The sequence below is a fragment of the Nocardia sp. NPDC050412 genome (genome assembly GCF_044458825.1).
Taxonomy (GTDB): domain Bacteria; phylum Actinomycetota; class Actinomycetes; order Mycobacteriales; family Mycobacteriaceae; genus Nocardia.
The window spans coordinates 447,261-470,254 of the sequence record NZ_JBITIJ010000004.1 but is presented as its reverse complement, the minus strand read 5'-3'; the positions used below and the strand labels follow the sequence as shown (position 1 = coordinate 470,254).

Here is a 22,994-nt window from a genome sequence, read left to right as displayed (position 1 = left end):
GGCCGGAAACGGCCGGGGTCACGGGGTTTTCCGGGGCTATCATTGCGGCATGTCCCTGCCCCGCCTCGAGCGTCCTGACCTGCCTGAGTACATGACTTGGGAGGAACTGGAGCGTCTACCCGGCGAGATCGCGGAACAGATCGAGCTGTGGGAGGGGCGTGTGGTGTGGGTACGCCGAGGTCCCGGTGAACATCAGATATTCATGCGCCGATTGACTCATGAGCTCGAGCAGTGCGCACGCAACGATATGGCAGCAGACGCTGAACGCTGCTGGGTGGCCAATCTCGAAACCAATGTCTTTCTCGGGAACAGCGGGAAGTCCGACTTCCTCACCCCCGATTTCTTGGTGCACCGCTGTCTTGGTGGGGCTTACCGAGACGTCCGCGCGGCCGACACCGTGCTGGTAGGCGAAGTGCTGTCACCGTCCAATATCCCGTCCGATATCGAGGCCAAGAAGAGTCGGTATGCGAAGGCCGGGATACCGTGGTATTGGGAAGTGACTCTGAAAGCGGATGTCAGCGCCATCGCATTTATCCGTGCATACGGCTTGGAGATCGGGTACGCGCAGCTACCCGACGGGATCAGCCCGCTGCACCCAGCCGCGTATCGGATCGTCGGGGAATGGGTTAACGACGGCGAGGAGCGAGTATCGTTCACCCACCCGTTCCCGATCGACGTGCCGTGGACCGCGCTCGCCTACTGACTGAGTTGGACATCTCGCGAATCGGCTGATGACAGCCGGGCCCACTTGCATTTTCAGGCGAACGTTTCCAGCTGGGATAACCTGCGGATATGGCTGTTCCTACGACTCGGATGCTGGTGCTCGCCGTGGTGCGGTTGCTGGCGCCGGTGCACGGTTACGACGTTCGGCGGGAGTTGTTGTCCTGGCGGGCGGACAATTGGGCGAATGTGAAACCGGGCTCGGTGTACGGCGCACTGAACACGTTGCAGCGCGACGGGCTCATCGCGGTGGCGGGCGTCGGACAGGATGGTGCGCGGCCGGAGCGCACGACTTATCAAATGACCGCCGAGGGGGAGAAGGTCTTCGCTCAGCTGCTGCGTGACGCGCTGTGGGAGGCCGAGCAGCCGAAGCATCCGTACGCCGCGGCGGTCGCGCTGCTGCCTCAGGCCCCTCGGGACGAAGTCATCGCCGCGCTGCGCAGTCGGATCAAGAAATTCGAGGCCGAACTCGAACAGCTCGACAGGGAGGAGCGTCGCGTCATGGCCGGTAGTGGCGATCCGGCGGAGACCGAACCGCATCATGTCGCCGACGCGATCCGCTTGGCCTCCGAACATATCCGGGCCGATCTGCGCTGGTCGCAGAAAACGTTGGAGCGCATCGAAAGTGGCGCGTTGGAGATCTGGGATCGGTTCCCGACGCGGCTGGACGGGCGCAGCGCGATTATCGACTGATCAAGACTGAATAGTAAAGCTTGACTATTTAGTCGTTCGTTTCTACCGTTGTTCAGGTGGAAACGAACGACTCCGTTCGCGATCGCACCCGCACCTCGGTGATCCGGGTGCGCGGGCTGGCGCGCACGTTTGAAACCAAAACCGGCCCCGTCCAAGCGGTTACGGGCGTCGACTTCGATGTGTACGAGGGTGAGATCCTCGGTCTGCTCGGCCCCAACGGCGCGGGCAAGACCACGACGCTGCGAATGCTCAGCACCCTCATCGCCCCGACCGAGGGCGAGGCGGTCATCTCCGACGCTGATCTACGGGTCGAGCAGCGGACCGTGCGTTCGCGCATCGGCTACGTCGCCCAGGGCGGAATGACCAATGACGATGCCCTGGTCCTCGACGAATTGGTGCTGCAGGCCAGGCTTTTCGGACTGAGCAAGGCGCAGGCGACGCACAATGCCGAAGAACTACTCGTGGCGCTCGACCTGGACGGACTTGCTCGGCGTAAATGCAACCAGCTTTCCGGCGGTCAGCGCCGCCGCGTCGATATCGCGCTCGGCCTGGTGCACGGCCCGAGGCTGATCTATCTCGACGAGCCGACCAGCGGCCTGGATCCGCAGAGCCGCGCGAATCTGTGGGATCACATCCGGCGCCTGCGCGAGCGGGGCACCACGGTCGTGCTCACCACCCACTATCTGGACGAGGCAGACGCACTGTGCGATCGCCTGCTGATCATGGACCACGGCGGCATCGTCGCCGAGGGCTCGCCCGACGAACTCAAGCGCCGTATCTCCGGTGATGTGGTGAGCTTCGAAATCGATAACGTCCATGCCGATCTGGCACTCCAGGTCGCCAAGTCGGTGCTCGAGGTGCGCTCGCTGGTGTGCTCGGAGGATGCGGGTGCGGACCGCGTCGGTGCGACGCTGGTGCATCTCACCGTGGATCGCGGCGACACCGCAGTCGTACCCCTGTTGCGTGCCATGGACGAGCGCGGTCTCGTACCGGGTGCGGTCACTGTCAAACGTCCCAGCCTCGACGATGTCTTTCTCACCATTACGGGGCGTTCGCTGCGGGAGGCGAGTCACTCATGAGGTTCATGCGCGAGACCGGACTGATCTTCTGGTCGCAACTGCGGGCCAATCTGCGAAATCCGGTGTGGGTCTTGATCGGTCTGTCCCAACCGGTGCTGTATCTGGTGCTGTTCGGGCCGCTGGTCAAGGGCATCGCGCCGTCGCTCGGCGCGGATGCCGACCCGTGGAAGCTGCTCACGCCCGCGCTGGTCATTCAGACCGGGCTGTTCGGCGCCATCTATGTCGGATTCAGCATTGTGGCGGAATTGCGCGCGGGGGTGGTCGAACGGCAGCGGGTCACGCCCGCGAGCCGGGGCGCGCTGCTGACCGGACGCGTGCTCAAAGACATGGTCGTGCTGGTCGTCCAGGCGCTGGTGCTCGTCGGAGTTGCCATGGCGGCCTTCGGGGTTCGACCCGATCCGCTCGGCGTGGTGCTGTCGGTCCTGTTGATCGCGGTAATGGCAGCCGGTTTGGCGGCGGCGTCCTATGCGCTGGGGCTGTGGGCCAAATCCGAGGATGTGCTCGCCTCGGTGCTCAATAGTCTCGCGGTGCCGCTGATGCTGCTGTCCGGCATTCTGCTGCCGTTGAGTGTCGGGCCGGGCTGGTTGCGCACGATCGGGAAGGTGAATCCGTTCTCGCACACCGTCGATGCGGCCAGGGCCCTGTTCCGCGGTGACTTCGGTGCCTCCGAGGTGTACCTCGGCACCGGGCTCACGCTGGCCGTCGCGGCGGTGGCGATGATGATCGGTGCACGCGGGTTCACCCGCGAAAATGCCTGACCGATGATCCGCAGGCACACGAGATCTGTTGCCGCCATGGGCGGTGACAGATCTCAGCGGCGGTGCAGCCCCGACAGCAGCGTGGTGAGGATCGGGGAGCGGCGTGCATCGCTGCGCAAGACCGCCGAGACCGGAATCCGTAGTCGGTGCTCGGGGGCGAGGTGCAGGACGACCAGGCCCTCGGTCGGGCTGTCGGCGTAGAGCACGGTCCAGGTGTCCGGGCGATTGATCAGCTCCATGGTCGCGGTGTGGTCCGGTGGAATCGGCGGACCGAAGGTAGGGCCCGCGGCCAGATCGGCGAAGGCGGCCCGAATCACATTGTGCAGCAGGACCTGTTCCTGCTCAGGCGGGAGCAGCAGCGGATACGGGCTCAGATCCGCCAGCGTCACCTGGTCGCGTGGGGCCAGCGGGTGGGCCGCGGAGGTGGCGATCACGAGGTCCTCGATCCACAGCTTCTCGACCGCTAGACCGGGCTCGTCGACACTGCCGCGAATGAGCGCGAGATCGCAGTCGCCGTCGGCCACCGCGGTGATCCGCTGCCGGAACGGTTTGATGACGAATTCGATCTCGGCATCCGGATGCGCGGCGCGCGCTCCGGCGATCGCGGACAGGGACCGGGTTGCGAAGGACATATTGGCGGCCAGCCGGATGCGATGACCAGAGGTGCGCACGGTGGCGCGGATGGCCGACTCCAGACTGAGCATCTGTTTAGCCAAGGGAAGTAGCCGCATGGTCGCGTCGGTCGGCACAACGGCCCTGGTAGAGCGCTCGAACAAGGCTACGCCGAGATCACGCTCGAGCCGGGCGATCTGATGGCTGATCGCCGATTGGGAGATGTAACAGCGGGCCGCGGCCCTGCTGAAACTCAGCTCCTCGCACACCGCGACGAAGTAGGTGAGCTGGCGAAGCTCCACTTGATCTCCATTCATGAGCAATCCAGATAAGAGTCATATCTATTATGCGCCTGAACACCTGAAATATCTGCGGATCGAATTACGGTTGGTAATGAGAGAAGGAGGCTGTCATGGAACACGCAGATGTTGTCATCGTTGGATCGGGATTCGGGGGGCTTGCCGCCGCTAAGCAGTTGGCCAAATCGGGCATCAATTACGTTCTTATCTCGAGCACTCCGGAGCATCTCTTCCAGCCGTTGCTCTACCAGGTCGCGACAGGTGTGCTGGCCTCGGACGAGATCGCCCCGCCGATCGCCTCGGTGCTGCGCAGGCATAAGGAGGCCGACGTCCGGCTCGGCAAGGTCGTCGCCATCGACGCCGACAACGCGGTGCTCACCTACGAGCACGATGGAGCTCGCACACAGATCCGCTATGGCTCGCTGATCGCAGCCACCGGCGCCTCGCAGTCGTACTTCGGCCGCGACGATTTCGCCGATAAGACGTTCTCGCTCAAGACCATCGACGATGCGAAGTTGCTGCGCGCACAGATCGAGCGGGTCTTCACCGAGGCCAAGGACGCGGATGCGCAGACCCGCAAGCGACTGCTGAGCTTCGTGGTGGTCGGCGCGGGCGCGACCGGTGTCGAGGTTGCCGGTCAGCTGAAGGAACTCGCGAAACGGCATTACCACCAAGAGGTTTCGGTGACCCTGGTCGAGGGTGCGGGCGAGGTGCTGCCGCCCTTCGGTGGCGGACTCTCGGAATATGCGAAGGCATCGCTGACCAAGAGTGGCGTCGAGGTGCTGCTGGGCACCTTCGTGACCGATATCGAATACGGCAAGGTGACCGTCAAGGATAAGCAGGGCATCGAGCGCCGGATCGCGGCCGAGACGGTGGTCTGGTCCGCCGGTGTGCAGGCCGGCGGGTTCGCGCAGCTCCTGGCCGAGGCTACCGGCTGCGAAACCGACCGGGCCGGAAGGCTTTTGATCAATCCGGACCTGACCGTCGGCGGCCACGCCGACATCTACGCGATCGGCGATATGACCTCGCTCAACGGCTATCCGGGCCAGTCGCCGGTCGCCATGCAGGAGGGCAGGCACGCCGCCGACATCATTCGCCGCAAGAAGCTCCCCGCCACCCCGTTCAAGTACTGGGACAAGGGCAGCATGGCGGTGATCAGCCGGTTCAGCGCGGTGGTGAAACTCAATGAGCACATCACCTTCCGAGGTGTCATCGCCTGGACCATGTGGCTCGCGGTGCACCTGCTGTACCTGGTCGGGTTCCGCAATCGTTTCGCCGCAGTGGCCTCGTGGCTCGTCGCCTTCATCGGTACGGGTCGCCCGGGTTTCGACGAGGTGGAGCAGACACCGGACGTGGTCGGTCTGCCAGCGCGCGACGCAGCCTGAGCGCCGCGGTAGCGCAGCGTGGCCGAGGACACAGAATGGCCCTCGACCAGGTAAAAGGCGGCGAAAGCGATGCGGTAATCAGAACGATGCACGACAGTTCGGTGAACGCTCGGTGTGACCATCATCTCGTTCACCGAACCGGCATCGTGGCGACACTTCGAGGTTGCTCCGGCGCAGTTTCTGGCTGGCTTCATCACGGATATGACTATTTCGTCCGTGTTGACAGCCCCGGCTCGATCGACGGACTCCGGGGAGGAACGGTCGCGCTACTCGCTGGTCGTTTCTTCCGATTCGGAGCACCGCCTGGCCGCGCAGCGGCTGCGCTACGGCGTCTTCGCCAGCGAGCCCGGCTTTCAGATCCCCGATAACGGAACCGGTCTCGACGCGGACCGGTTCGACGATTACTGCGACCACCTGCTGGTCCGCGACGACCGGTCCGAGGAATTCGTCGGCTGCTACCGAATGCTGCCGCCGGACAAGGTGATCGCGGCGGGCGGCTACTACACCGCCACGGAATTCGATCTGTCCCAACTGGATCCGGAGGGCAACCGGATCGTGGAGATGGGCCGCGCCTGCGTGGTCCCCGACCATCGCAACGGTTCGGTGCTGACGCTGATGTGGGCGGGCATCCTGCACTACATCCAGCTCACCGGATACGAGTGGGTGATGGGCTGCGTATCGGTACCGATGCAGGACACCCCCGCCGACCCGCCAGGAGGGAACGTGCGCGGCGTGCGGGACATGCTGCTCGGCCGACACGGATCCGATCCGGAGCGGCGCGTGCATCCGCACAACCCGGTGGTCGTCGACGGACTGACTCTGGATGAGATGACCCCACCCGCGCGCCCGAAGCTTCCGCCGCTGCTGCGCGGTTACCTACGCCTGGGCGCGGAGATCTGCGGTGAACCGGCGCACGATCCGGATTTCGCGGTCGCCGACTTCGTCGCGCTGCTGGGTCTGGACACGATCAATACCCGCTACCTCAACCGATTACAGGACGCCGCCAACGCACTCGACGGGGGACGGTGAGGTAGATGGTGTTCGACGCGCCGCCCGCACAGAGCACCGCGCACGCGTGGATGCCGTCGAGCCCGTGCGGGCCCGGCTGCATCGATCCGGTCGACGAGATCGGCACCGCACGGGTTGTCGGCCGTCTGCTCGGCGCGGCCGGGCTGCTGGTCAGCTTTCCGATCGTCAACGTCGTCACGCCGCGCGGCATGCGCGAACACCTGCGGCGGCGTTATGCGCGAACCGTGCTGAGCTGTTTGGGGATTCGGCTGCGCATTGTCGATAACCGGGTGGGGTGCAGCGCCGATGCGGACCGATCCGCTGCTGCCGAGTCGAGGCAGGCGCGTTTCGCCGAACCCGGCAAGGGACTGCTGATCGTCGCCGGTCATATCGGTTGGACCGATGTGGTCGTGCTGGCCGCGGTGCAGCCGCTCGGATTCGTGGCCCGCGCCGATATGCTCGATTGGCCGCTGCTCGGCGGTCTGGCGAAGCTGATGCGGGTCATTCCGATCGAACGCGAACGTCTGCGCGAACTACCCGACGTGGTGGCGAGTCTCGGTGACCGCTTGGCTTCGGGGGATCGGATCGCGATCTTCCCCGAGGGCACCACATGGTGCGGCCGCGCCTACGGGACTATGCGGCCCGCGCTCTTCCAGGCGGCGGTGGATACCGGAACATCGGTGCAGCCGGTGCGGCTGCGGTATCTGGACTCACACGGCACTCAGTCGACCATTCCCGGATTCGTCGGTGACGACAGCTTCGGCACCTCGGCGAAGCGGGTCCTGCGCTCGCGCGGCATGGTGGCCGAGGTGGTGCTCGAGCCGGTGGAGTATCCCGGACTCGATCGTCGTGATCTGGCTCGTCGGTGTGAACAAGCGGTGCGCGGTGCCGATCTGTCGCGCCACGGGGCCATCGAGGCCTCGGATTGGATCGAGGCGACGGCGACCCGGGTACAGGATCCGGAGTCGGCCGATGCGCAGCCGCAACGGCCGTCGCGGCGGTTGCGACCGTTCCGACGCAGGGGCGCAGGCCACCAGGTTGCGGTATCGACAGACTGATCGAAGGCACGGTCATGGGGCCGACCGGGCGATTGCCCGGTCGGCCTCCGCCGGTTCAGCGCAGCGGCCGCGAAATCGCATGCGGTGGCTGCGGGATTGCTGGCCGGGGTGTCCTCGGGTCGGGTACGTTGAGCCAAGGCGAGTACGGCGATGCCCCCGCACAGGCGGATTCATTGCGTGAGCGAACTCGGCGGGCGATCGGCGGCACCTTCCCAGAGGGAGCGGCGCGATGGATCTCAATACGATCACCGATATCGTTCGGCGTCCTTCTCAGCGACCGGGCGCGGGCTGGCGCGACGGCGACGCGTGGCTGGCCGGGGGGACGTGGTTGTTCTCGACCGAGCAGCCGGAGCTGCGCCGTCTGATCGATATCACCGGACTCGGTTGGGACAGCCTGGTGCCGAGCCCCTCGGGACTCGAGATCGGCGCGACATGCACCATCCGTGACCTGAACGCCTTTGCGCCGCCGAGTGATTGGCCCGCCGGGACGCTGTTCACCACATGCTGCGATGCGTTCCTGTCCTCGTTCAAGGTCTGGAATGCGGCGACGGTCGGCGGCAATATCTGCATGTCGCTGCCAGCGGGGCCGATGATCACCCTGACGGTCGCGCTAGCAGCCACATACACCGTGTGGGCCGCCGACGGATCCGAACGCACCATCGATGCCGCCGACTTCGTCATCGGGGACCACCGAAACGTCCTCGGCCCCGGCGAGATACTGCGCCGCATCGATATCCCGGTCACCGCACTTCGCAAGCGGTGTACGCATCGTCGCTTCACCCTGACGCGCCTGGGCCGCTCGACGCTGTTCCTGATCGCCACCCAGTCGCCGCAGACCACGGACCTGCAGCTCACCATCACCGCGGGCACCACCCGCCCGGTGCGCTTGGCGTTCGACAGCATGCCCGACGCCGAGACGATGCGCGAGCGCATCGACGCCATCCCCGAAGACCTGTGGTTCAGCGATCCGAACGGCACGCCCGACCATCGTCACCACCTGGCCAGATACTTCGCCGAGGAGATCCGCGTCGAGCTCACCGAAGGCGGTCGGCCGTGACGTACACCGTGAACGAAAGCACCTTCGACGATGAGCCGAATCCGGGTCAATGCCTGCGCACATTCCTGCGCTCACTCGGCTTGCACGGTGTCAAGAAGGGATGCGACGCGGGCGATTGTGGCGCGTGCACGGTATGGCTGGACGGTGAGCCCGTGCACAGCTGCATCACACCCGCATTCCGTGCCGAGGGGCATGCGGTCACCACCATCGAGGGTCTGGGTTCGCCCGAGGATATGCACCCGATGCAGCGGCAGTTCCGCGACGCTCCCGGCTTCCAATGCGGCTTCTGCACCGCTGGCATGATCATGACCGCGGTGGCGCTCACCGACGCCCAGCTGCAAGACCTGTCGCGCGCGTTGAAGGGCAACCTCTGCCGCTGCACCGGCTACCGGGCGATCGAAGATGCGGTGCACGGTGTCGCCGAGATCGAAGTCGCCCAGCCGGGCCGAGTCGTCGGGACCAGCGTCGGCGCTCCGGCGGGGACCGAGGTGGTGACCGGTCGCGCCGAATTCACCATGGACACCGCGATCGACGCCATGTTGCACCTGAAGGTGCTGCGCTCTCCGCACGCCCACGCCCGCATCGTGTCTATCGATAAGACCGCGGCGCTCGCGGTTCGGGGTGTGCATCGCGTCTACGCCTGGGAAGATGTGCCGCGCAAGCACTTCACGACCGCCATCCACACCGATCACCTCGTCGATCCCAGCGACACCTACATCCTCGACGACGTGGTGCGCTTCGTCGGTCAACGTGTGGTCGCGGTGCTGGCCGACACCGTCGGGGCCGCCGAGGAGGGCTGCCGCAAGGTAGTCGTCGAATACGAGGTGCTGCCGGCGGTTTTCGATCCGGAAGCGGCCATGGCCGACGGTGCTCCCCAATTGCACGGTTCGCACGACCCGTTCGTGCGCGATCCCGAGCACAACATCCTGCTCGAGATCCACGGGGATATCGGTGATGTCGAGGCGGGCTTCGCCGAGGCCGATGTGATCCACGAGGGCACCTACCACTCGCCGCCCGTGCAGCATGCGCATCTCGAGACACACGGATCGATCGCGTGGATCGAGGACGCTCGCCTGCACGTTCGCACCAGCTCCCAGTCGCCCTCCATCGCCAAGAACAAGCTCGGCTATCTGTTCGACCTGCGACCCGATCAGCTGCGCGTGTTCTGTAAGCGGGTCGGCGGTGCGTTCGGCGGTAAGCAGGAGGTCATCACCGAGGATTTGGTTGCCCTGGCCGCATTGGATACGGGGCGGCCGGTCTGTTTCGAGTTCACGCGCGAGGAGGAGTTCACGACAGCCTCACCAAGGCATCCGATGTCGCTGACGGTGAAGCTCGGCGCACGGGCCGACGGCACGCTCACCGCGATCCAGGTCCGGAATGTGTCGAATACCGGCGCCTACGGCAACCACGGCGGCGAGACGCTGTTCGCCGGTGGCACGGCCGTCGCGACCTACCGCTGCCCCAACAAGAAGTTCGACGCATATTCGGTCTATACCAACAACGTGCCCGGTGGCGCGCTGCGCGGCTACGGCATGACCCAGCCCGCATTCGCGATGGAGTCGGCCATGCATGAGCTGGCGGTCGCGCTCGATATGGATCCGCTCGAGCTGCGGCGGCGCAATATCGTGCGCCCTGGTGATGCTCTCGTCGCATTCGACGACGCCCCGGATGATGTCATGTTTCGCGAGGACGGCCTCATCAAATGCATCGATCTCGTCGATGACGCGTTGCGGCACAACACCGTCGAGCCGCCACCGGGAGACGAGTGGCTCATCGGTACCGGCGCCGCCAGCTCGCTGCACGAGACCGCGCCCCCGACCGACCACCTCTCCGAGGCCTGGCTGACTCTCGGTGACGACGGTATTTATGAGCTCGCCGTCGGCACCGTCGAATTCGGCGAGGGCACCTCGACCGCCCATGTGCAGATCGCGGCCGACCGGCTCGGCACGACGCCGGCACGGGTTCGCCTCGTCCAATCCGATACCGACCGAACGGGTTTCGACACCGGCGCGTTCGCCAGCGCGGGCTTGTTCGTCGCCGGGAACGCGGTGCTGCGGGCGGCCGAGGCTTTGCGCGATCGCATGCTGTACTTGGCGGCCGAATATGCGCGGGTCGGTATCGCTTCGTGTGCGATGGTCGACACCGGGGTCGTCTGCGGGGACAGCCACGTATCGCTGTCGGAGCTGATCGAGGTGGCGCGCCGCCGCGGTATCCGATTGACCGAGGCACGCAAGGCTTTCGGGTCGCCGCGCAGTGTCGTCTTCAATACCCACGGCTTCCGGATCGCGGTGCACCGGATGACTGGTGAGATCCGCATCCTTTACAGCGTGCACGCCACCGACGCCGGGGTCCTCATCAACCCGGCGCAGGTGCGGGGCCAGATCGAGGGTGGCGTCGCACAGGGCATCGGCTTCGTGCTGACCGAGAACTTCCACGTCGACGCGGACGGCGCGATGGTCAACCCGAACCTGCGCAACTACCGCATCCCGACCTACGCCGATATTCCCCGCACCGAAGTACTGACGGTCGACTCGGCCGATTCCGTCGGGGCGATGCACTCGAAAGGCATTGCCGAGTGCTGCATCAACCCGGTGGCACCCGCGCTGGCCAATGCGCTGCAGGACGCGACCGGCATACGTTTCCGCGCGCTGCCGCTCACACCCGAGCGCACCTACCGGCGACTCACACCGGTTCCGGCTCGAAAGCCGTGAGGGGACTGCGATGGGAGCCGGGAAACTCACCGACAGCGCGGCGACGGTCATCATCGGCCAGCAGGTGCGCCCGGGTTTCGAGAAGGCCTTCAAGTCCTGGCAGGAGGATCTGAACGCCGCGGCATCGAGCTATCCGGGATTCGTCGGCGCCGAGATCGCCGCCCCCACCGCGGTGCAGTCCGAATGGGTCGTGGTCTACCGCTTCGACTCCGTCGGTCATCTACAGGACTGGATAAACAGCGCCACCCGTCAGGAATTCCTGGACAGTGGGCAGCAATACTTCGACGGCCCCGCCACGCAGCAGGTGATCAGCGGCGGCACGCGACCCGTGGATCCCCTCGTGACCGTGGTGGTGACCCATCGTGTGGCTCCCGAGAGCGTCGCGGATTTCCTTGCGTGGCAAGCGGATCTGAGCCGGGAGGAGGCGAAATTCGAAGGCTTCCGCGGCACCGAGCTCTTCCGCCCCATCGAGGGTGTGCAGGACGAGTGGACGGCGCTCTACCGCTTCGATACCGCGGCGAATCTGGCCACCTGGCTCACCTCGAAGCGGCGTGAGGAGCTCCTCGCCGAGGGCGCGAAGTTCAGCGACTTCGAGTTGCGCACCATCGATAGCTCGTTCGGCAGCTGGTTCGCCTTCGACGAGAACCGCAACGAGACTCCGTCGGATACCAAGACCGCGATCGCGGTATGGGTGGGCCTCTACCCCACCGTGGTGCTGCTCACCCTCGCCCTGTCGCCGTTGCGGATGCCGCTGTGGCTGGGGTTGCTGATCGGCAACCTGCTGTCCAGTTTCGTGATGAGCTACGTCACGATGCCGTACTACGTGAATCGCTTGCTGAGGCGGTGGCTGCGCCCGCCCCCGGATACACCAGCGGCGAAGACGAACATCCAGGGCATCGCCATCGTCGTCGCCGTCATGCTGACCTGGGTCGTCCTCTTCTACGTGGCGACGACCAAGCTCTGGTCGCTGCCCTGACGGCCACCCAGCGGTACGGGCCCCGTGGGTTCGGGAATTGTGCTCGAGAGCTTCGGCGTCAGGGTCGTGGCATGCGAGTCGGCCGCTCGCCCGGATTCGCCGTGGGATCGGGCGCTGACCATCGGGGATGCGCCGGGCGGGGAATATCGAAAGGTGGTCGGCGGGTTGCGCATCGTGGGTGAGTCGTGGACAAATCGGCGAAAGCGGCGGGATACCCCGAAGATGTGCAGGTCAACGGTGGGATAGGCTTTGACGGTCATGAAGTCGGCTTTTGCGGGTTCGGTCCATGGGGCGCCCCAGACGGTCTACCTCGATCATGCGGCGACCACTCCGATGGTGCCTACCGCAATCGAGGCGATGACGGCCGCGCTCGCGATGACGGGCAATGCCTCGTCACTGCACGGTTCCGGGCGTGCGGCCCGGCGGATGCTGGAGGAGGCGCGCGAGTCGATCGCCGCCGATCTGGGCGCCCGGCCATCGGAGGTGATATTCACCTCGGGCGGGACCGAGAGCGACAATCTGGCGATCAAGGGCATCTACTGGGCTCGTCGCGATGCCGAACCGCGCCGCACCAGGATTATCGCGGGTTCGACCGAACATCATGCCGTCATCGATGCCGTCGAGTGGCTGGAGCAGCACGACGGCGCGCAGGTGACCTGGCTGCCGGTCGACTCCGACGGTGTGCTGTCGCCGCGGGTGCTGCGCGCGGCGCTGGCCGAATATGTCGACGAGGTCGCGCTGGTGAGCATCATGTGGGCCAATAACGAGGTCGGCACCATTGCGCCGATCATCGAATTAGCCGCGGTGGCACAGGAATTCGGCGTTCCCATGCACAGCGACGCGATCCAGGCCGCCGCGCAGCTGCCGATCGATTTCGCTGCGAGTGGGCTTTCGGCGGCGAGCTTCGCCGGGCACAAGGTCGGTGGACCGCATGGTGTCGGCGTGCTGCTGCTCGGTAGGCAGGTGCCGTGTGTGCCACTGATGCACGGCGGCGGGCACGAGCGCGATCTGCGTTCCGGGACCTCGGATACCGCCGCGGCCGTCGGGCTCGCCACCGCGCTGAACTACACCGTGACCGAGTTCCCGACGCGGACAACGGAATTGATCGCGCTGCGAGAAGAGTTGATCAAGGGCATCCGCGATACCGTTCCGGATGCGGTGCTGAGCGGTCCGGCCGGTGAGCGACGCCTGCCGGGCAATGTGCACTTCACTTTCCCCGGCTGCGAAGGGGATTCGCTGCTGATGCTGCTGGACGCGGCCGGGATCGAATGCTCTACCGGGTCGGCCTGCAACGCGGGTGTGGCCACCCCGAGTCATGTACTGATCGCCATGGGCGTGCAGCCGTGGCAGGCGCGTGGATCACTGCGATTTTCATTGGGGCACACCTCGACTCGCGCCGATGTGGACGCGGTGCTGAATGTCTTGCCCCAGATTGTGGAAAGGGCCAGGGCCGCGGGTCTGGCCGGTGCGAAGGGAGGTGTCTGATGCGGATACTCGCCGCGATGAGTGGTGGTGTGGATTCGGCTGTGGCGGCGGCACGGGCCGTCGACGCTGGTCATGAGGTGGTCGGCGTACATCTGGCGCTGTCCGCGACACCGGGCACGCTGCGCACCGGTTCGCGCGGTTGCTGCTCGAAAGAGGATGCGGGCGACGCCCGGCGGGCCGCCGACGTGCTCGGAATCCCCTTCTATGTCTGGGATTTCGCGGACCGCTTCAAAGAAGACGTGATCGACGATTTCGTCGCCGCCTACGCCGCGGGTGAAACACCGAATCCCTGCCTGCGCTGCAACGAGAAGATCAAGTTCTCCGCCCTCGCCGACCGCGCGGTGGCACTCGGCTTCGATGCCGTGGTCACCGGCCATTACGCGCGGCTCGAGGACGGAGTGCTGCGCCGTGCCGTCGATGCCGACAAGGACCAGTCCTATGTGCTCGCGGTGCTGACCGCGCAGCAGCTGTCGCGGGCCATGTTCCCGGTGGGTGACACCCCGAAGCCGCAGATCCGCGCCGAGGCCGCCGAGCGTGGGCTCGCGGTGGCGAATAAGCCCGACAGCCATGACATCTGCTTCATCCCGTCCGGTGATACCCGGGCCTTCCTCGGCGCGAAGATCGGCATCCGGCCCGGTGCGGTCGTCGATGCAGACGGGCAGGTGCTCGCGAATCACGAAGGCGTGCACGGGTTCACGATCGGTCAGCGCAAAGGGCTCGGACTGCCGGGTCCGGCCGCCGATGGTAAGCCGCGCTATGTCACCGAGATCGATCCCGACTCGGGCACCGTGCGCGTCGGCTCGGCCGAGGATCTGCAGGTGTGGACCGTCCAGGCCGAGCGCGCCATCTGGACTTCCGGTGCGGCGCCCGAGGGGCCGATCGAGTGCGTGGCGCAAGTGCGCGCGCACGGCGGTACCGCACCTGCCGTTGCCGAAGCCGTCGGCGACGGGTTGATTGTGCGTCTGCGCGAGCCGCTGACCGGTGTGGCCCGCGGCCAGGCCGTCGTGTTGTATCGCCCGGATGCGTTGGGAGACCAGGTGATCGGCAGTGGCACTATCACCGACACCGCGCGCGATGCGTCGGATTCTGTGAGTAGCGCGGGCGCGAGCACAAGGCAGTGAGTGCCGCCGACATCGGGCGGCGCGGCAAGCGAGATCGCTTCGTCCCGGCGCAGACCGGGATCCACCACGCAATGGGGTGCATACCCCGCTTAGGGGCAACGCAGTGAGTGAGCGTCAGCGAGTGAGCCATCGACACAGCGCGCAGTCGCGCACGGCGGAGCCGAGTGCCAGCGAGGCGCAGTCGTGAGTGAGCGTCAGCGAGTGAGCCATCGACACAGCGCGCAGTCGCGCACGGCGGAGCCGAGCGCCAGCGAGGCGCAGTCGTGAGCGAAATCGCCAAGGAATCGGGCGAAATCCCGGCGAAGGAACCCGTGCGGATTCCGGGCGGGATCGCGACCGCCGTCGGTTCCTGGCCGGGGACAGATCCGCGGGAGGCCGCGGGCACCATCATCGGTGAGTTGCCGGATCTGCCGCATCTGGTCGAATTGCCGGGACGCGGTGTGGGTTCGGACATGATCGGCCGTGTCTCGGCACTCCTGGTGGATATGCGATTCGACACCACCACCCGGGGCTATCGGCTGGCAGCCCGGCCGGGTGCGGTCTCGCGGCGTGCGCACGATCTGCTCAGGTCGGATCTGGACGCGCTCGAAGAGGCTTGGGCGACAGCGGGTTCGGCGGGCACGGTCAAGCTGCAGGCCATCGGCCCGCTGACCCTCGCGGCCCAACTCGAACTCCCCGTCGGACACCGTGTGCTCACCGATTTCGGTGCGGTGCGCGATATCTCGGAATCCCTCGCCGAAGGCCTTGCCCAACACGCGGCTGAGGTGCGCAAACGCCTCGGCGCGGAAGTCGTTCTGCAACTGGATGAACCGTCCTTGACCGAGGTGCTGAACGGCTCGCTGCGCGGCGTGAGCGTCCTCGACACGGTGCGTGCGGTGCCCGAACCGGAGGCACTCGCGGTACTGGACGCGGTCATTGCAGCGCAGTCGGCCCCTGTGCTGGTGCACACCTGCGCCGACGCGCCCGCCTTATCCTTCCTCCGCCACAGCGCGGCCACCGCTGTCGGATTCGATATGGCCACTATCACCCCCCGTGCACTCGACGATATCGGCGAAACACTGGACGCGGGAAAGCAATTGGCCCTCGGCCTGATCCCGACCACGCCGCCCGCCAACCCCCCGACCTGGCGCGAAATCGCAGAACCCGGCGTCCGCCTGATCGACCGCCTCGGCCTTCGCCGCACTGTGCTGGCTACCCAGATCCTGGTTGCCCCCGCCTGCGGCTTGGGAGGCGCCCCACTCGAATGGGCCCGCCAAGCCCTGCGCCTGTCCACCGAAGTGGCCCGCGCCTACGCCGAAGACCCGGAATCCCTCGACTTTTCCTGACGTTCCGCTACGCCGACGCCGCCGCGGACGGCGATCCGATCACCGCGTTGCACGCGTACGAAACGGAGATGATCGACTGCGGAGTCGCGGCGGGGCGGGCGGCGCTATCGACGGGCAACGTCATCTCGGACGGGATCCGCCGCCCGGTTAGTCCGCCGCGACGTGCGGGAATGTGGCGGTGACTTGTCGGTGGGCTCGACTAATGTGCGATGGGTGAGTGACAGCGACATTGCGGCGGACCCGGCTACGGCGGAGCAGCGGGTGGAGTGGCAGCGGCTTGCGGACGAGGTTCGGGAGCACCAGTTCCGGTATTACGTGCGGGACGCGCCCATCATCTCCGACGGTGAGTTCGACGAGCTGCTGCGGCGATTGCAGGCGCTCGAGGACGCGCATCCGGATCTGCGCACGCCCGATTCGCCGACGCAGCTGGTCGGCGGCGGATTCGCGACGGATTTCACCGCCGTGGATCACCTCGAGCGAATGCTGTCACTGGACAATGTCTTCGACTTCGACGAGCTGCGCACCTGGGCGAGTCGGGTCGAGGCCGAAACCGGCTCGAATCTGCACTATTTGTGCGAGGTGAAGATCGACGGTGTCGCGTTGAACCTGGTCTACGAGAAGGGGCGGCTGGTTCGCGGCGCGACCCGCGGCGACGGGCGCACCGGTGAGGACGTCACGCTCAACGCGCGCACCATCGACGACATTCCGACCGAGCTGACCGCGACCGCGGAGTTCCCGGTCCCGGAGCTGCTCGAGGTGCGCGGCGAGGTCTACTTCCGGCTGGAGGATTTCGAGACTCTCAACGCGGCGATCGTGGCCGAGGGCAAACCGCCGTATGCGAATCCGCGCAATACCGCGGCGGGTTCGCTGCGCCAGAAGGATCCGGCGGTCACCGCGCGGCGTCGGCTGCGGATGATCTGCCACGGATTCGGACGTATCGAGGGCTACACACCGACCTCACAGCACGAGGCCTATCGCGCGCTTGCCGCATGGGGTCTGCCGGTCTCCGAGCACACCAAATTGGTGCAGGGCATCGATGCGGTGATCGAGCGCGTCAATTATTGGGGCGAACACCGGCACGATATCGAGCACGAAATCGATGGCCAGGTGATCAAGGTCGACGAGATGGCGCTGCAGCGCAGGCTCGGCTCGACCTCACGTGCCCCACGCTGGGCCATCGCCTACAAGTACCCGCCCGAAGAAGCCACGACCAAGCTGCTGAATATCGAGGTGAATGTCGGACGCACCGGCCGGGTCACCCCGTTCGCGGTAATGGAGCCGGTGTCCATAGCGGGCTCCACGGTCGCCATGGCCACCCTGCACAATGCCTCCGAGGTCAAGCGCAAGGGCGTGCTCATCGGCGACACCGTCACCATCCGCAAAGCCGGTGACGTGATTCCCGAGGTGCTCGGCCCGGTGGTCGACGCACGCTCCGGCGACGAACGCGAATTCGTCATGCCGACGCACTGTCCGGAATGCGGAACCGAGCTGGCGCCGCAGAAGGAGGGCGACGCCGATATCCGCTGTCCCAACCAACAGTTCTGCCCGGCGCAGCTGCGGGAGCGGGTGTTCCATGTGGCCGGGCGCGGCGCGTTCGATATCGAATCGCTCGGTTACGAGGCCGCCAATGATCTGCTGAAGTCGAACGCGATCACCGACGAAGGCGATCTGTTCGACCTCGACGAGGCGCGGCTGCTCACCACCACGCTGTTCGCCAATAAGAACGGCGGCCTGTCCGCCAACGGCAAGCGATTGCTGGAGAACTTGCAGACAGCCAAGAATCGGGCGCTGTGGCGGGTGCTGGTCGGGTTGTCCATCCGGCACGTCGGGCCTACCGCGGCGCGGGTGTTGGCCAGAGAATTCGCCAGTATCGATCGGATCCAGGACGCCGCGGTGGAGGAACTGGCCGCCGCCGACGGTGTCGGGCCGACCATTGCCGCCGCGGTCGCCGAATGGTTCACCGTCGATTGGCATCGCGCGATCGTCGACAAGTGGCGCGCCGCGGGTGTGCGGATGGCCGATGAACGCGACGAGTCCATCGAGCGCACACTCGAGGGTCTATCGATCGTGGTAACCGGGTCGCTGGAAGGGTTTTCCCGCGACGGCGCCAAGGAGGCGATCCTGGTGCGTGGCGGTAAGGCCGCGGGTTCGGTCTCGAAGAAGACGGCCTTCGTGGTGATCGGTGATTCGCCGGGCTCCAAGGCCGCCAAGGCAGAGGAACTCGGTGTACCGATCCTCGACGAGGACGGATTCCGCAAGCTGCTCGAGCAGGGTCCGACGGCGGTGACGCCGGAGACGGCCGCGGAGGATGCCGAAGCCGAGGAGTAGATATGCCGTCGTCGAATACGCCTTGACCTGAACCTGGCTTCAGGTATGAGGATCGACTGGTAGGTAACTATCAGGAGATTCGATATGACTCACCGCTCTACCGCTCTGGTCACCGGTGCTTCGGCGGGACTCGGACTGGCTCTCGCCCGTTCGCTCATCGACCGCGGGTGGCGGGTGATCGGCACCGCCCGCCGCGCCGACCGGCTGGCCCGGGTGGGCTCCGAACTCGGCGAAGCATTTCTCGCGGTGCCGGGCGATATCACCGATCCGGCGCATCGCGCCGAACTGGCCGCGGTCGCGGGCGAGTTCGGACATCTCGAGCTGCTCGTGAACAATGCGAGCAGGCTGGGGCCCAGTCCGATGCCGCGCCTGGCGAACTATCCGCTCGATCAGCTCGAGCTGGTGTATCGAACCAATGTCATTGCGCCGCTGGCGGTTCTGCAGTTCGCGCTGCCGCTGCTCGATCCGGATGGTGTCGTGGTGAATATCAGTTCCGATGCGGGCGTCGAGCCGTATCCGGATTGGGGCGGCTACGGTTCCTCGAAGGCGGCCCTGGATCAACTCACCGCCATCCTGGCCGCCGAACATCCGAAGCAGTCGATCTACGCCTTCGATCCCGGCGATATGCGCACCGAAATGCATCAGGCGGCATTTCCCGGCGACGATATCTCCGATCGCCCCGAGCCCGAGACCGTCGTGCCGGCGCTGCTGCGTTTGGTCGAGCAGCGACCCAAGAACGGCCGCTATACCGCCGCCGATTTCGCCGCGGGGGTCGGCAGATGACAACGGCGTTGAATGAATGGGCCGATGTCCTGCCGCCCGAGCGCAACGCCGCCGCTCCGCCGGAGGCACGGGGGCTGGCGCGCGACGAGGTCCGGATGCTGGTGGCGGCGGATCGTCTCACCCACAACACATTCCGTGAACTACCAGCGCATCTGAACGCGGGTGACCTTGTGGTGGTGAACAATTCGGCGACCCTGGCCGCGGCGGTCGACGGCACCCTCGACAACATGCCCGTCACGCTGCATCTGTCCACCTGGCTCAATGCGCCCGTCGATGGGGCCGGCGGTCCACCGGATACCTTCGGCGGTTGCGATGGACTATGGGTGCTGGAGGTGCGCACCCGTGAACGCACACCGTATCCGCGTGACCTGAGCAAGGGCAATGAGATTCGGCTGCCGGAAGGTGCCACCGCCACCCTGCGTGAACCCTGGCTGCCGGGTGCGCGTCGACTCTGGATCGCCGAACTCAGCGCCGATCCCACCTGGTTGCTGGCGACCCACGGCTATCCGATCACCTATTCCTATGTGCCACAACGTTGGTCGCCGTCGTACTACACGACCGTCTTCGGCCGAATTCCCGGCAGCGCCGAAATGCCCAGTGCGGCACGCCCGTTCACGCAAAGGCTGGTGCTCGATCTGGTTACCTCGGGCGTCGCGATCGCGCCGATCACCCTGCACGCCGGTGTCTCCTCACCCGAGGTGGGCGAACCTCCGAGCCCGGAGCGGTTCGCGGTAACGGCGGCGACAGCACGTCTGGTGAACGACACCAAGGCGGCGGGCGGCCGCATCATCGCGGTCGGCACCACGGTGACGCGGGCGTTGGAGACCACCACCGATCGCGACGGAATCGTGCATCCGGCCCGGGGATGGACCGAATTGGTCCTCGGTCCACGGCGCCCCGCCCGGGTAGTCGACGGCATCATTACCGGCTGGCACGCACCAGGCGCATCGCACTTGGAGCTACTCGTCGCGGTCGCGGGCGAGGCCACCGTCCAGGAGGCGTATGCCACCGCACTCGATACCGGATATCTCTGGCACGAGTTCGGTGACAGTGCGTTGCTGTTCGGCCCCGGCGCTAGGAGGGGCTGATGCTCACGGTGGAGTCGAGCTGGCCACCGACCTCGATCCGGCCGCACTTACCGTTGCTGAGATCGAGATGGGCGTTCCTGGTCTTGGTCCGGCTCTTCTGGATGGTGGTGTCGACAATGACCTGGACCTTGCCGACCGAGCACACCTTCACGAGCGCGGGCGAGCCGTCGAAGCTGTAGGTGCCGCCACTCTGGCAGGTGTTGGTCTCGTCGTGGAAGAAGATCCGGGCGGTACCGTCCGGACAGGGTGCCTCGGCGGCGGCTTGCGGCGGTCCGAGCACGACCAGCGGGCCGAGTGCCAGCGCGGCCGCGACGGAGCTGCGGGCCACTAGACGACTAATCGTCAGTTCCATCGTTTAATCCCTCATCAATACATTTCCGGCAGATGCCAGCGGGTAGCCGCGGCGCCTGCATGATAACGCGTGACGTGCGCATTTGTCCGCCGGAAGCCCCACCGGCAGTCCCTATCCCGACCCGTGACCAGGGTGCGGTGTCGCGGCCCGGCGGGCGAACCGACAGGATGGCGGGATGCTGCGCAGTTTTCAGGTGACCAATCACAGATCGCTGGCCGAACGGCAGGACTTGCGTTTGAGCCGGGGGAGCGGACCGGTCGCGGTGCCGGTGACGGCGGTGCACGGTGCGAGTGCCGCCGGTAAGACCAGCCTGATCGATGCGCTGGGGCAGATGCGCGATGCGGTGCTGAATTCGGTGACCGGCTGGGATCCCTACGCGGGACCGGTGCGCGCGCCGCATCGCGGATTCCCGGATCGTCCTTCGGAATTCGTGGCGAGCTTCGTCGCGGAGGGCGTGCCGTACACCTATGGTTTCCGGCTGGACAACGCGGACGTGACGGCCGAGTGGCTCTACACGCATCCGCGCTCGCGCAAGCGAATTGTATTCGAGCGCAACGGCGAACAGATCAAGATCGGTCCGATGTTCGAGGCCGCGCGTTATGGCATCGCCGCATTGTTACCGCTGGTGCGGCCGAATGCGTTGCTGCTCAGTCTCGCCGGGCAGATGTATGCCGAGGCGCTGGTGCCCGCGTATCGGTGGTTCTCCGCGATGCTCGAGGTGCAGCACGGTGCGACGGATGCGACGGCGGTCGCGCATCGGCTCGGCAGCCATCTGTCTGCCGCCCCGGACCATGCGGTGCGGCTGCTCATGCTGCTGCGCACCGCCGAACTCGGCATTACCGATCTGCTGATCGCCGAGCCGGACCCGATGTACGCGGATTATCTGCGTGAACTCGACGCCGATATCGCGGGGACAGCCAAACAGGTGGAGCTGTGTGCGACCTCGCCCGCGCATGCTGATCAGTTGCTGCGGGAGAACGGCATCACCGAGGTCATGCTCGAGCGCGAGCTGAGCAATCTGAAGGCGGCCCGCGATGCCCTCTACACCCGGATGGTCGGGCGGCGCGGTGTCGGCCTCGGACTGGTGCACACTGGCATCGACTCCGCCTTCGATATCACCGAGGAATCCGACGCCACCCTCTCGATGCTGCGGTTGCTGCCGACCATGCTCGACGCACTGGACTCCGGCCGGGTGCTCGCGATCGACGATATCGGCGCACACCTGCCGGTAGAGGAGACCGACCGACTGATCCAGCTGTTCCAGAATCCGGAGACCAATTCCCTTGGCGCACAATTGATCTTCACCACGAACAATCGCTCGCTGATCGATCGGGCGAACGGTCGCTCCCAGCGCACCCGCACCGCCGTCTGGCAGATCCGCCGCACCGACCACGGCACCAGCGAGCTCGCGTCGCTGTAGTCCGCGGCCTTGGAGCCACATGAGCCATCGGTCGCAGTTGGCCTGTCGCGCTGCCAGTGCTGCGGTTTGCGTGTCCCGACCGAGCGCGGGAGGCGTGGTGCAACTCGGATGCTGGCGAGCACCTGCGCCGGGCTCGGTTGTGGCCGCGCCTAGTGGTGTCGCAGTGGTGGCCCGGACCGCGCGCGGGCGGCATGGTCCGGCTCGGGATGCTGGTGAGCGTATTTGCGCCGGCATCGGTTGCTGCCGTGCCCAGCAGCGCCGCGGTATGCGTTCCTGGAGCAATAGCATGGGTGCCATGGTGCAGTTCGGGATGTTGGTGATCATGGTCGGCGCGCTGGTGGCGATGGTCATGCTCTATCTGCGTGGGCGCAACGGTGTGCGGCTGTCGAATCCGGAGTCGGGGACGTTGTATGTCACCGGGGTGAGCCCGCGGCCCGACGCGACCGGTGAGCAGTACGTGACCATTACCGGCAATCTCACCGGCCCGTCGGTTCCCGGCACCGTGGTGTACGGCCGACTGGTGTGGGATGTGGACAACTGGCCTGCCCCCGGAGATCTCATCCCGGTCGTCTACCCGTCGGGCAAACCGGAACGCTGGCAGATCTCGCATCCGGGCGCGCGTCCGGGGCTCGGTTCCTGACCGGCCGCCAGGCCGTCGCACGGCAGCAAGCGCAGAGATGTCTCGTCGATCGGGACCGTGTTTCCGCGGCGGTCCTGCATCGAGTCGGCGGCCGCC

20 protein-coding genes are annotated in these 22,994 nt (G+C 66.1%); 18 read left to right on the top strand and 2 right to left on the bottom strand.

Annotated features, from left to right (window positions below; translation table 11 throughout):
• The first annotated feature begins 49 nt into the window (after positions 1-49).
• The 4 genes from ACIBI6_RS13610 (at position 50) to ACIBI6_RS13595 (ending at position 3,250) form a co-directional block, all read left to right on the top strand.
• Entirely contained in the window at positions 50-703 is a 654-nt protein-coding gene (locus ACIBI6_RS13610; protein ID WP_396956293.1) for a Uma2 family endonuclease, read from the top strand.
• Positions 704-792: 89 nt separating this feature from the next.
• Positions 793-1,413 (top strand): PadR family transcriptional regulator, encoded by a 621-nt coding sequence (locus ACIBI6_RS13605; protein WP_364359638.1) that lies wholly within the window; start codon positions 793-795, stop codon positions 1,411-1,413.
• A gap of 56 nt (positions 1,414-1,469) precedes the next feature.
• Positions 1,470-2,492 (top strand): ATP-binding cassette domain-containing protein, encoded by a 1,023-nt coding sequence (locus ACIBI6_RS13600; RefSeq protein WP_396956290.1) that lies wholly within the window; start codon positions 1,470-1,472, stop codon positions 2,490-2,492.
• Complete coding sequence (locus ACIBI6_RS13595) at positions 2,489-3,250, top strand: ABC transporter permease (RefSeq protein WP_364359632.1); 762 nt, start codon at positions 2,489-2,491, stop codon at positions 3,248-3,250. The genes ACIBI6_RS13600 and ACIBI6_RS13595 overlap by 4 nt, the downstream gene beginning before the upstream one ends.
• A 53-nt stretch (positions 3,251-3,303) precedes the next feature.
• Here the strand turns inward: ACIBI6_RS13595 and ACIBI6_RS13590 are convergent, their stop codons facing one another.
• Positions 3,304-4,164, bottom strand: a complete 861-nt coding sequence (locus ACIBI6_RS13590; protein ID WP_396956289.1) for a LysR family transcriptional regulator — start codon at positions 4,162-4,164, stop codon at positions 3,304-3,306.
• 110 nt (positions 4,165-4,274) lie between these two features.
• On the opposite strand from ACIBI6_RS13590, the gene ACIBI6_RS13585 reads away from it, so the two are divergent.
• From ACIBI6_RS13585 to ACIBI6_RS13530, 12 genes are all read left to right on the top strand, one after another.
• On the top strand, positions 4,275-5,546 hold the full coding sequence (locus tag ACIBI6_RS13585) for an NAD(P)/FAD-dependent oxidoreductase (protein ID WP_364359626.1): 1,272 nt from the start codon (positions 4,275-4,277) through the stop codon (positions 5,544-5,546).
• Positions 5,547-5,747: 201 nt separating this feature from the next.
• Positions 5,748-6,575: a GNAT family N-acyltransferase gene (locus ACIBI6_RS13580; protein WP_364359623.1), complete on the top strand. Its 828-nt coding sequence runs from the start codon at positions 5,748-5,750 to the stop codon at positions 6,573-6,575.
• 5 nt (positions 6,576-6,580) lie between these two features.
• Positions 6,581-7,612 (top strand): lysophospholipid acyltransferase family protein, encoded by a 1,032-nt coding sequence (locus tag ACIBI6_RS13575; protein WP_396956288.1) that lies wholly within the window; start codon positions 6,581-6,583, stop codon positions 7,610-7,612.
• A gap of 229 nt (positions 7,613-7,841) precedes the next feature.
• Positions 7,842-8,669, top strand: a complete 828-nt coding sequence (locus ACIBI6_RS13570; protein ID WP_396956287.1) for an FAD binding domain-containing protein — start codon at positions 7,842-7,844, stop codon at positions 8,667-8,669.
• Complete coding sequence (locus tag ACIBI6_RS13565; RefSeq protein ID WP_396956286.1) at positions 8,666-11,380, top strand: molybdopterin-dependent oxidoreductase; 2,715 nt, start codon at positions 8,666-8,668, stop codon at positions 11,378-11,380. Before ACIBI6_RS13570 ends, ACIBI6_RS13565 begins: the two co-directional genes overlap by 4 nt.
• A 10-nt stretch (positions 11,381-11,390) precedes the next feature.
• The gene (locus ACIBI6_RS13560; protein WP_396956285.1) at positions 11,391-12,356 is read left to right on the top strand and encodes an antibiotic biosynthesis monooxygenase; all 966 of its coding nucleotides are present in this window, start codon (positions 11,391-11,393) and stop codon (positions 12,354-12,356) included.
• A 258-nt stretch (positions 12,357-12,614) separates the two neighbouring features.
• Positions 12,615-13,841, top strand: a complete 1,227-nt coding sequence (locus ACIBI6_RS13555) for a cysteine desulfurase family protein (RefSeq protein ID WP_396956284.1) — start codon at positions 12,615-12,617, stop codon at positions 13,839-13,841.
• The gene (gene mnmA, locus ACIBI6_RS13550; protein WP_396956283.1) at positions 13,841-14,962 is read left to right on the top strand and encodes a tRNA 2-thiouridine(34) synthase MnmA; all 1,122 of its coding nucleotides are present in this window, start codon (positions 13,841-13,843) and stop codon (positions 14,960-14,962) included. Before ACIBI6_RS13555 ends, mnmA begins: the two co-directional genes overlap by 1 nt.
• Before the next feature lie 272 nt (positions 14,963-15,234).
• Complete coding sequence (locus ACIBI6_RS13545) at positions 15,235-16,287, top strand: methionine synthase (RefSeq protein WP_396956495.1); 1,053 nt, start codon at positions 15,235-15,237, stop codon at positions 16,285-16,287.
• A 213-nt stretch (positions 16,288-16,500) separates the two neighbouring features.
• Positions 16,501-18,615, top strand: a complete 2,115-nt coding sequence (gene ligA, locus ACIBI6_RS13540; RefSeq protein WP_396956282.1) for an NAD-dependent DNA ligase LigA — start codon at positions 16,501-16,503, stop codon at positions 18,613-18,615.
• Positions 18,616-18,699: 84 nt separating this feature from the next.
• Positions 18,700-19,398: an SDR family oxidoreductase gene (locus ACIBI6_RS13535; protein WP_364357800.1), complete on the top strand. Its 699-nt coding sequence runs from the start codon at positions 18,700-18,702 to the stop codon at positions 19,396-19,398.
• Positions 19,395-20,486 (top strand): S-adenosylmethionine:tRNA ribosyltransferase-isomerase, encoded by a 1,092-nt coding sequence (locus tag ACIBI6_RS13530; protein WP_396956281.1) that lies wholly within the window; start codon positions 19,395-19,397, stop codon positions 20,484-20,486. The genes ACIBI6_RS13535 and ACIBI6_RS13530 overlap by 4 nt, the downstream gene beginning before the upstream one ends.
• Here the strand turns inward: ACIBI6_RS13530 and ACIBI6_RS13525 are convergent.
• The gene (locus ACIBI6_RS13525; protein ID WP_040693724.1) at positions 20,473-20,838 is read right to left on the bottom strand and encodes a hypothetical protein; all 366 of its coding nucleotides are present in this window, start codon (positions 20,836-20,838) and stop codon (positions 20,473-20,475) included. The two genes, ACIBI6_RS13530 and ACIBI6_RS13525, sit on opposite strands and share 14 nt — an antisense overlap.
• A gap of 175 nt (positions 20,839-21,013) precedes the next feature.
• On the opposite strand from ACIBI6_RS13525, the gene ACIBI6_RS13520 reads away from it, so the two are divergent.
• A complete protein-coding gene (locus ACIBI6_RS13520) occupies positions 21,014-22,258 on the top strand; it encodes an ATP-binding protein (protein ID WP_364357806.1) in 1,245 nt (414 codons plus the stop codon).
• Between the two features lie 295 nt (positions 22,259-22,553).
• Positions 22,554-22,898 carry a hypothetical protein gene (locus ACIBI6_RS13515; protein ID WP_364357809.1) on the top strand — a complete coding sequence of 115 codons (345 nt, stop codon included), beginning with the start codon at positions 22,554-22,556 and terminating at the stop codon, positions 22,896-22,898.
• Positions 22,899-22,994: the final 96 nt, after the last annotated feature.